10 protein-coding genes are annotated in these 8,395 nt (G+C 67.6%); 5 read left to right on the top strand and 5 right to left on the bottom strand.

All coding sequences use genetic code 11. The annotated features are described in order from the left end of the window. From ELR45_RS34535 to ELR45_RS42460, 4 genes are all read left to right on the top strand, one after another. On the top strand, positions 1 to 510 hold a 510-nt coding region (locus ELR45_RS34535), incomplete at its 5' end, for an ATP-binding cassette domain-containing protein (protein ID WP_165367450.1). Then, the gene (locus tag ELR45_RS03655) at positions 507 to 2,360 is read left to right on the top strand and encodes an ABC transporter ATP-binding protein (protein ID WP_129663569.1); all 1,854 of its coding nucleotides are present in this window, start codon (positions 507 to 509) and stop codon (positions 2,358 to 2,360) included. The genes ELR45_RS34535 and ELR45_RS03655, both read left to right, overlap by 4 nt. Then, complete coding sequence (locus tag ELR45_RS03660; RefSeq protein WP_129663571.1) at positions 2,357 to 4,195, top strand: ABC transporter ATP-binding protein; 1,839 nt, start codon at positions 2,357 to 2,359, stop codon at positions 4,193 to 4,195. The genes ELR45_RS03655 and ELR45_RS03660 overlap by 4 nt, the downstream gene beginning before the upstream one ends. Positions 4,196 to 4,330: 135 nt before the next feature. Continuing rightward, complete coding sequence (locus ELR45_RS42460) at positions 4,331 to 4,630, top strand: hypothetical protein (RefSeq protein ID WP_129663573.1); 300 nt, start codon at positions 4,331 to 4,333, stop codon at positions 4,628 to 4,630. An 84-nt stretch (positions 4,631 to 4,714) separates the two neighbouring features. On the opposite strand, the gene ELR45_RS03670 is transcribed toward ELR45_RS42460, so the two are convergent. The 5 genes from ELR45_RS03670 to ELR45_RS03690 form a co-directional block, all read right to left on the bottom strand. Continuing rightward, positions 4,715 to 5,050, bottom strand: a complete 336-nt coding sequence (locus tag ELR45_RS03670) for a YnfA family protein (protein WP_129663575.1) — start codon at positions 5,048 to 5,050, stop codon at positions 4,715 to 4,717. Positions 5,051 to 5,059: 9 nt separating this feature from the next. Then, entirely contained in the window at positions 5,060 to 5,506 is a 447-nt protein-coding gene (locus ELR45_RS03675; RefSeq protein ID WP_240759148.1) for a MerR family transcriptional regulator, read from the bottom strand. Then, a complete protein-coding gene (locus ELR45_RS03680) occupies positions 5,503 to 5,886 on the bottom strand; it encodes a hypothetical protein (protein WP_129663577.1) in 384 nt (127 codons plus the stop codon). The genes ELR45_RS03675 and ELR45_RS03680 overlap by 4 nt, the downstream gene beginning before the upstream one ends. Before the next feature lie 137 nt (positions 5,887 to 6,023). Further along, positions 6,024 to 6,449 (bottom strand): alternative ribosome rescue aminoacyl-tRNA hydrolase ArfB, encoded by a 426-nt coding sequence (arfB, locus tag ELR45_RS03685; protein WP_129663579.1) that lies wholly within the window; start codon positions 6,447 to 6,449, stop codon positions 6,024 to 6,026. Between the two features lie 78 nt (positions 6,450 to 6,527). Then, positions 6,528 to 7,187 (bottom strand): TetR/AcrR family transcriptional regulator, encoded by a 660-nt coding sequence (locus ELR45_RS03690; protein WP_129663581.1) that lies wholly within the window; start codon positions 7,185 to 7,187, stop codon positions 6,528 to 6,530. A gap of 230 nt (positions 7,188 to 7,417) precedes the next feature. On the opposite strand from ELR45_RS03690, the gene ELR45_RS36710 reads away from it, so the two are divergent. Continuing rightward, positions 7,418 to 8,395, top strand: a 978-nt coding sequence (locus ELR45_RS36710) for an ABC transporter substrate-binding protein (protein ID WP_240759149.1), incomplete at its 3' end; no start/stop codon positions are given.

Consider the following 8,395-nt stretch of genomic DNA (forward strand, 5'->3'; position numbering starts at 1 on the left):
CGGCTGCTGCACGGCGAGTCGCGGGCGCGCGCGTCCACGATCGCCACCGAGCTGCTCGAACGCGTGGGCCTCAGCGCCGCCGACGCCAAGCGCCGTCCGGCCGAGCTGTCCGGCGGCCAACGCCAGCGGGCAGCCCTGGCCCGGGCGCTGGCGGCCCGGCCGAAGGTACTGATCTGCGACGAGGTCACGTCCGCCCTGGACACCACCGTCGCCGCGGCCGTGCTCTCGCTGATCGACCGGCTCGGCGACGAGCTGGGCGTCGCCGTCGTCTTCATCACCCACGAGCTCGGCTACATCCGCCGCGTCGCCGACCGGGTCGTGGTGCTCGACGCCGGCCGTGTCCACGAGAGCGGTCCCACCGCCTACGTCTTCGACCGCCCCCGCCATCCCGTCACCGCGTCGCTCGTCGGCGCCGTCACGTCGCTCAGGACGACGTTGACGACGGCACCGGCCTTGGGGCGGGCCACTGACACAGCACACCTGTCCACACCGCTGGGAGGAAAAACATGAGCGTCGACACCTCCGAGTCCGCGCCATCCGCGCCACCGGAGACCGACCCATCGTCCGAGGCCGAGCCGGGTCCCGCCGGCGGCACGCTGCGGTCACGGATCGCGACGCTGCTGCCCTTCGCCCGGGACGACGCCGGACGATATGTCCTGTCCGCCGTCTTGGCCGCCCTGGCTACCCTCTGTCAGCTCGGTCCGTTCTACGTCATCTACCTGGCTGTGCGTGGCGTGGTGGACGGCACGGCCGACGCGGGCGACTTCTACGGCTTGGCCTGGGCCGCGTTAGCGCTGGTGGTCGGGCAGTACCTCTTCCAGGGCCTGTCCACCTACATCTCGCACCAAGCCGCGTTCGGCACGCTGTTCCGGCTGCGTATGCGGATCGGGGAACGGCTAGGCCGGGTGCCCCTGGGGCGCGTCACCGGAAAGCGGTCCGGCGAGATCCAACGCACCGTGTCACAGGACATCGAGCGCTTGGAGCTCTTCCTCGCGCACGCGATCCCGGACCTGGTGGCAGCCGTGGTGGTGGTGCTCGCGAGCACCACCTGGATGTTCGTCGTCGACTGGCGCATGGCCCTCGCCGCGGCGGTCTGCGTCGTCGCCGCCGTCGCACTGATGAGCCGTGGCGTGGCCCGCAGCCAGCCGCTGATGGGCGGCTACATGGCGTCGATGGGCCGGATGAACGGCTCGATCGTGGAGATGGTCCGTGGGCTGCCGATCGTGCGGACGTTCAACCGCACCGGCGAGACGTTCGCCGAGACGCAGGAGGCGATCCACGGCGCCGCGAAGTACCAGGCCGACTGGGGACGGGCGTTCCTCCCCCTCTTCACCGCCTTCTACACGGTGGCAGCGTCCACCGTGGTCACCATCGTGCCGGTGGGCCTGCTGTTGTGGTCCAACGACGCCATCGAGACCCCTGAGCTGTTGTTCTTCTTCGTCATCGGGCTGGGCTACGGGGCGCCGGTCGTCAAGTTGCTCGAGTTCAGCGCCAACATCTCCCACCTGACCTATGGGGTCCAGCTGATCAACGAGCTGAAGGACGCCGGCGAGCTCCCCGAGGCCGGCCACGACGCCGACCTGCGCGACTCCTCGGTCGAGTTCGACGACGTGAGCTTCCGCTACGACAGCGCCGACCGGGACGCGCTGACCGGTGTCTCCTTCCACGCCGAGCCTGGCACAGTGACCGCGTTGGTCGGTCCGTCCGGTGCCGGCAAGAGCACCGTTGCCCGCCTCATCTGCCGGTTCTTCGACGTCGATGCGGGCGCGATCCGGGTCGGCGGAGCGGATGTCCGCCAGATCCCGTTCTCCCAGCTCATGCGGCACGTCTCGTTCGTCTTCCAGGAGACGTTCCTGTTCGACGACACGGTCGCCGCCAACCTGCGGCTGGCCCACCCGGACGCCACCGACGAGGAGCTGGAGACGGCCTGCCGCTCAGCGCGGGCCCATGAGTTCATCGCCGCGATGCCCGAGGGCTACCAGACCCGTATCGGCCAGCACGGCGCGCGCCTCTCCGGCGGTGAACGGCAGCGGCTGGCCATCGCCCGGACCCTGCTCAAGGACACCGAGGTCGTCGTCCTGGACGAGGCCACCGCCTTCGTCGACCCGGAGAACGAGGTGGCCTTGCAGGACGCCATCGACGCGCTCGTGGCCGGGCGCACCGTCATCATCGTGGCGCACCGGCTGTCCACCATCGTCGGCGCGGACCAGATCCTCGTCGTCGACGAAGGACGGATCACCGAGCACGGCCGGCACGACGAGCTGGTGACCGCCGACGGTCTCTACGCCACCATGTGGCACGCGTTCCAGTCCGCCGAACAGGTCGCCCTCGGCGACGCGGTCCGTCAGGAGGGTTCATGACCGCGCAACGAAACGACGCCCACCAGAAAGACGGTGCCCTCGTGCTAACCACCGACCAGCCCACCTTCTACACCAGCACAGTCGGCACCATCTGGCGGCTGTTCGGCCCGCACCGCCGGGCGTACGCCGTCGCGCTGGTCGCCCAGGTCCTGATGTCGATGGCCGCGGCCGTCCCCGTGGTGACGCTGGTGTGGGCGATCGAGCGGATCCGGACCGACACGCTCACCAACGGCCAGGTCGGGCTGGCCATCGGGCTCGTCCTCGCCGGCGTCGCCGGTCAGTACGCATTCGGCTACCTCAGCAACCGGCTGGCGTGGACGGCGACGTTCTACGGGATCGGTCAGGCGCGCACCGACACGCTGAAACACGTCCAGCGTCTCCCGCTCGGCACGGTCCGCGACCGCGGCGCCGGTGACGTGTCGACGGTGCTGACCAGCGACATGGAAGCGGTCTCGACCTACGCCCACAACGGCCTTCCCACGTGGTTCAGAGCCGTGTCGCTTCCGGTGTTCATCGTGGCCGGTCTGCTCACCGTCGATGCGCCGATGGCGCTCGTGGTGGCCGTCAGCGTGGCCGCTTCCCTGCCGCTGTACAAGTGGACGTCCCGCTATCTCGGCCGCCAGGCGCTGGAACGCGGTAACCTGTCCGCCGTCGCCAACGCCCGGGTCATCGAGTACGTGCAGGGCATCGCGGTTGTGCGTGCCTTCGACCGGACCGGCTCCCGGCTGGACTGGTTCCACGACGCCGTCGCCGACGTCCGGCGCATCAACGAGCGGTTGACGGTCAAGCTGGTGCCGGTCGCGCTGTTGACCATGGTGATCCTGCAGCTCGGTGTCCCGCTGACCATCGGCATGCTCGGCTACTGGTACACCGACGGGCGCATCGACGCCGGGACCGTGCTGATCTTCCTCGTCCTCGTGCTCCGGGTCTACGCACCACTGCTCCAGGTGGTCGGCAGTGCCGAGGAGTCCCGCTTGGCCGAGGCGGCATTGCGACGCATCGGCGCACTGCACGACCTGCCCCCGCAGTCGTCGCCCGCCGAGGTCGGACCCGGGGTGGCTGAGCCGTCGGTCCAGCTCGAGGACGTCACATTCAGCTACCTGCCCGGGCAGCCCGTGGTGCATGGGCTATCGCTGGACGTGCCGCCGAAGACGATGACGGCCCTGGTCGGACCGTCCGGCGCCGGCAAGAGCACGGTGCTGGCGCTGATCGCGCGGTTCTGGGACGTCGACGACGGAGCCGTGCGGCTCGGCGGGTCCGACGTCCGCGATCTCACCCCGGAGCAGGTGTTCGACGCGATCACCGTCGTGTTCCAGGACGTCTACCTGTTCCAGGGCACCATCCGCGACAACATCGCCTTCGGCCGCGACGGGGCCACCGACGAGACCATCGAGGCCGCAGCACGTCAAGCTCAGGCGCACGAGTTCATCATGGCCTTGCCACAGGGCTACGACACCCCGGTCGGCGAGGCCGGCGGCACGTTGTCCGGAGGGGAGCGCCAGCGCATCTCCATCGCCCGCGCCATCCTCAAGGACTCGCCGATCGTTCTGCTCGACGAGGCGACCTCGGCCCTGGACCCGATCAACGAGCAGGCCGTCCAGCAGGCCTTCGCCGAGCTGGTCCGCGATCGCACCGTCGTCGTCGTGGCGCACCGGCTGAGCACGATCCGCTCGGCCGACCAGATCGTCGTCATGGACGGCGGCCGGGCGATCGAACGCGGCGAACACGCGGAGCTCCATGCTGCTGGTGGCCGCTATGCCCAGCTGTGGGCGGACCGCGAGCGCGCCAGCTCCTGGCGGCTGGCCCAGCCGGAGATCACAGGTCGCGCCACGTGAACCGGCAGCCATCGGATCACCACATCCGGCGATCAGCGGGTCAAGTCGTCGCTTTGGCCGTATCGTGAGGTGCGCATCATCGTTCGCCCATATGAGATGCGACGAGCATCGTCAGGCCCACGGGAGGTAGAAGCCATGACCGCAACAGCCCACGTTCTTCATGAAGGCCATGTCCACGAGCACGGCGGAGACTGCGGACACGTGGCCATCCCCCACGATGACCATGTGGATTACGCTCACGACGGCCACCTGCACCGGTCGCATGACGATCACGTCGACGAGTGTGAGCCCGACGGGCACATCGCTCATGAGGGCCACGCCCATGAGCACGGTAGCGGCTGCGGGCACGTTGCCGTACCCCACAACGACCACGTCGACTACGTCCACGATGGCCACCGGCACGCACATCACGACGACCACTGGGACGACCACTGATCACAACGGTCGCCAGCGGCTCGTCAGCCGGCCTGTTCTGATCGATCGAGCGGGCCGCCTCGCCCATGGGGCGGCCCTTCCCGGTCATGACGATCGTGGCGCATACATGATGACGGCGACGCCGAGCAGGCAGATCGCTGCGCCGATGATGTCGTAGCGGTCGGGCCGGAAGCCGTCGGCGATGATGCCCCACGTGAGCGAGCCGGCGACGAAGACACCGCCATAGGCGGCCAGGATCCGCCCGAAGTGCGGATCCGGTTGCAGCGTGGCGACGAACCCATAGAGCCCGAGCGCGATGACACCGGCTCCGATCCAGAGCAGTCCCCGGTTCTCCCGGACGCCTTGCCAGACGAGCCAGGCCCCACCGATCTCTGCGATGGCGGCCAGGACGAACAGCGCGATCGATCGAGCGACGGTCATGCCGGAACTCTAGGCCGTGCCGGCCAGAGTGGTGAACGGAATCGGACACTGTGGACTGTGTGCACACGTCTGTAAGTCGTGGCACCCGGCGTCGAGTGCGGCACGGAGGGTGTCACGGATGATCGTGAGGTCGTTGATGCGTGCCTCGATCTCGGTGAGCTTGGCCGCGGCGCGCTCGTGGAGATCGGCATCCGAGCGTGCGTGATGCCGGCCGGTGTGGATCAGCTCGGAGATCTCGTCGAGGGTGAAGCCGAGACGTTGCGCAGTCTTGATGACCCTGACCAGCGTGACCGTACCGGCCGGATAGAGACGGTGCCCGCCCGGTGTACGTTCTGGCGCCTGGAGCAAGCCGCGACGTTCGTAGTATCGCAACGTCTGCTGGTTCACTCCGGCCGCCCTCGCCAGCGCACCACTGCGCAGCCCATCGCCGGACTCAGCGAGCGCGTCAGTGGTCACGCCGGCCCCGACCCCTTGACGACGGTCTCGGCGAGGTGTTGAAGACCGTCGAGAACGGCCACGTGAGCTGCTGGGACGGTGACCGTGACCTCCAGCGCCCGCACCGCGTGGCCGACCCTTGCCGGGTGGAAGGTGAATGTGAAGAAGGAGCAGCAGTCGGTTTCGCGCGCCGCGAGCTCGCGAGCCGTCGCCTCGGTAGCGGGATAGCCATCCAGGATCAGATGCAGCTCGGTTGCAGACGTGCGCACGATTCGGTGCACGGCGGTGGCGAACATGTCAGCGAACTCGGTCACCCGTAGCGGCTGTTCCGCGGTTGGCAGGGTGCATGCATCGGGCACGAACGACGGACCTGGTGTCCGACCAGTGTCGGTGATGTCCATACCGACTACCATAAACCTGTACCTGGGTATCGAATTCAAGCCTTCCGCTGCCAGATTGTCGTTGCCACATGGCTTCGGTACACAGATACGGCGCCGGACGTCCCGGGCGTCCTTCGCGAAGGACTCAATGAGCTATATCAGTCATCGTCCGCTCTGCGTCTACGTTTCGTTTCACCGCGGCGGCGCTTGGCCGCCAGCCGGCGCTCGATCGAGCCACGACTGGGCTTGGTCGGTCGACGTGCCCGCGGCGGCGGCGCAATAGCCTCGTCCAGTATCTGCACGAGACGGGCCTCCGCCGCCTCTCTGTTGCGCAACTGGGATCGGTGTTCCGAAGCGCTGACCGTGAGCACTCCATCAGCGAGTCGATCAGCCAGCCGCCGCAGCGCACGTTCCTTCAGCCCTGGACTCAGGGCCGCGGATGCCGCCAGGTCATAGCTGAGCTCAGCCCTGCTGTCCGTGGTGTTGACCGACTGACCGCCCGGCCCCGACGAACGTGAGAAGCGCCATCGCAGCTCGGCCTCCGGGATCACGACCGAGCCACGGACACGCAGCGGACCCGGCATGGCGCCCATTTTGCCAGACCTGCCGTGCGGCCAGAGTCCAGCTCGATCGTGGAAGCGTAGGATGCTCGCGCCGCGGGGTCAGGGGGCTTCGGTGTCACCGATGGGCACGAGCTCGACGGTGACGAGACGAGCGAAATGGTCGCGCAGCTCTTCGGCCATGTCGACCGAGTCGCGGTCGAGCAGCCATTGAACCTGCAGGCCGTCCATCATGGCGACGGCCGAGCGTGCCGCGCTGGCCGGGCGCACTCCCGGTTGGAGGCTACCCTGCTCCTCAAGTTTCTCGAACATGCGGGTCAGGCGGGCACGTACCCACTCGTAGCGCCGCACAAAGTAGTCGTGCGCTGGATGGTCGGGTGCGGTCGCCTCGGCCGAGAGAGTGCAGTAGAGCTCGACGACGCCGGGCACGGAGCTGTTGTAGGCGGCCAGTCGCAACAGACCCGTGAGCGTGACGAGAGGAGCGTCGTCGTCCTCGAGCGGCACCATCTCGGTCGCGTGCTGGTCGCGACGGTCCAGTACCGCCGCGAGCAGCGCACTCTTGTTCGGGAAATGATGCAGCAGTCCCGCCTCACTCATGCCCACACGTTCAGCGACGTCACGGATGGAGCCTGCTCGGTACCCGCTCTTGGCGAACACCTCGAGCGCTGCGTCCAGGATGGCCCGCCGCTTCTCCTCGGTCTTCGCGTATGGACCGCGAGGTCTTCCGGCGCGCCGGCTCGGTGCCTGCTCAACGGTGCTCATACCTGCCGCTGCCTCCTCTCGATCGTCCGCCGTGCTCCCACCGTATACGCGGTCATGGCAGTCTGACGCTTGATCAAGTACCAGGTTAGGGCGCTATTTGCCACCAAACTCGCAATTGATCAAGGTGGCGTTACGGTTTAATAAAAACCTAGCGACCACTCGGTTTTGAATGTTACCGTACCGACTCACGGCAGCACGCAACGCTGCCCTGAGCTTCGGAGGGACCAACGATGTTCCACCAGAGGACCACAGCATCCATCGCGGTCATCGCAGCGCTGGCCTTGGCCGCGTGCGGAAGCGAAACCGACACGGGAGGTGAGGCGTCGGCGTCAGAGGGCTCTGGGACTCTCACCCTCGGCGCGATCATCGCCCCGACCACCTTCGATCCGGCCGGAAGCCAGTGGGGCAACCGTGCCCCCTTCTACCAGGCCGTGTACGACACGCTCCTGCTCGCAACCCCGGGAGGTGAGATCGAGCCGTTCCTGGCCACCGACTGGTCATACAACGACGACAACACGGTGCTCACGCTGACGCTGCGCGACGACGTGGAGTTCACCGACGGCTCGGCGCTCACCGCCGACGTGGTCAAGGAGAACCTGGAGCGGTTCAAGAGCGGCGACTCGCCGGATGCCGGCTACTTCGCCGGCATCGATGAGATCGTCGCGGTCGACGAGACCACCGTGGAGATCCACCTCTCCGCTCCGGACCCCGCCTTCCTCGACTACCTCACCCGCGATGCGGGCCTCGTTGCCAGCGCCGAGTCCTTCGACGACGAGAACCTCGCCACCGACCCCGTCGGCTCTGGCCCGTACATACTCGATACGGCGGCCACCGTGACCGGCACGAGCTACGTCTATACGAAGAACACGGACTACTGGAACCCTGACGTCCAGCACTACGACGGCGTGACCATCAACGTGTTCGAGGACCCCACGGCATCGCTCAACGCCATCAAGGCCGGCGAGGCGAACGGCGTGAAACTGGCCACCAACGACAACCTCCGAGAGGTCGAGGGGGCCGGCTGGACGGTCAACGCCAACGAGCTCGACTTCCACGGTCTACTGCTGCTCGACCGGGACGGCACGATGAACGAGGCGCTCGGCGACGTCCGGGTGCGGCAGGCACTGAACTACGCGTTCGATCGAGAGTCGCTGCTCCAAGCTCTGCAAGAGGGCAACGGCACCGTCACCGGCCAGGTGTTCCCGGAG

The sequence above is a fragment of the Phytoactinopolyspora endophytica genome, from assembly GCF_004138495.1.
GTDB lineage: Bacteria > Actinomycetota > Actinomycetes > Jiangellales > Jiangellaceae > Phytoactinopolyspora > Phytoactinopolyspora endophytica.

Excerpts from the sequence above, each read along its gene's own strand:
- ELR45_RS03655 (WP_129663569.1), top strand. The coding sequence starts at position 507 with ATGAGCGTCGACACCTCCGAGTCCGCGCCATCCGCGCCACCGGAGACC.
- ELR45_RS03680 (WP_129663577.1), bottom strand. The coding sequence starts at position 5,886 with ATGGACATCACCGACACTGGTCGGACACCAGGTCCGTCGTTCGTGCCC.
- ELR45_RS03690 (WP_129663581.1), bottom strand. The coding sequence starts at position 7,187 with ATGAGCACCGTTGAGCAGGCACCGAGCCGGCGCGCCGGAAGACCTCGC.
- arfB (WP_129663579.1), bottom strand. The coding sequence starts at position 6,449 with ATGCCGGGTCCGCTGCGTGTCCGTGGCTCGGTCGTGATCCCGGAGGCC.
- ELR45_RS03670 (WP_129663575.1), bottom strand. The coding sequence starts at position 5,050 with ATGACCGTCGCTCGATCGATCGCGCTGTTCGTCCTGGCCGCCATCGCA.
- ELR45_RS03660 (WP_129663571.1), top strand. The coding sequence starts at position 2,357 with ATGACCGCGCAACGAAACGACGCCCACCAGAAAGACGGTGCCCTCGTG.
- ELR45_RS42460 (WP_129663573.1), top strand. The coding sequence starts at position 4,331 with ATGACCGCAACAGCCCACGTTCTTCATGAAGGCCATGTCCACGAGCAC.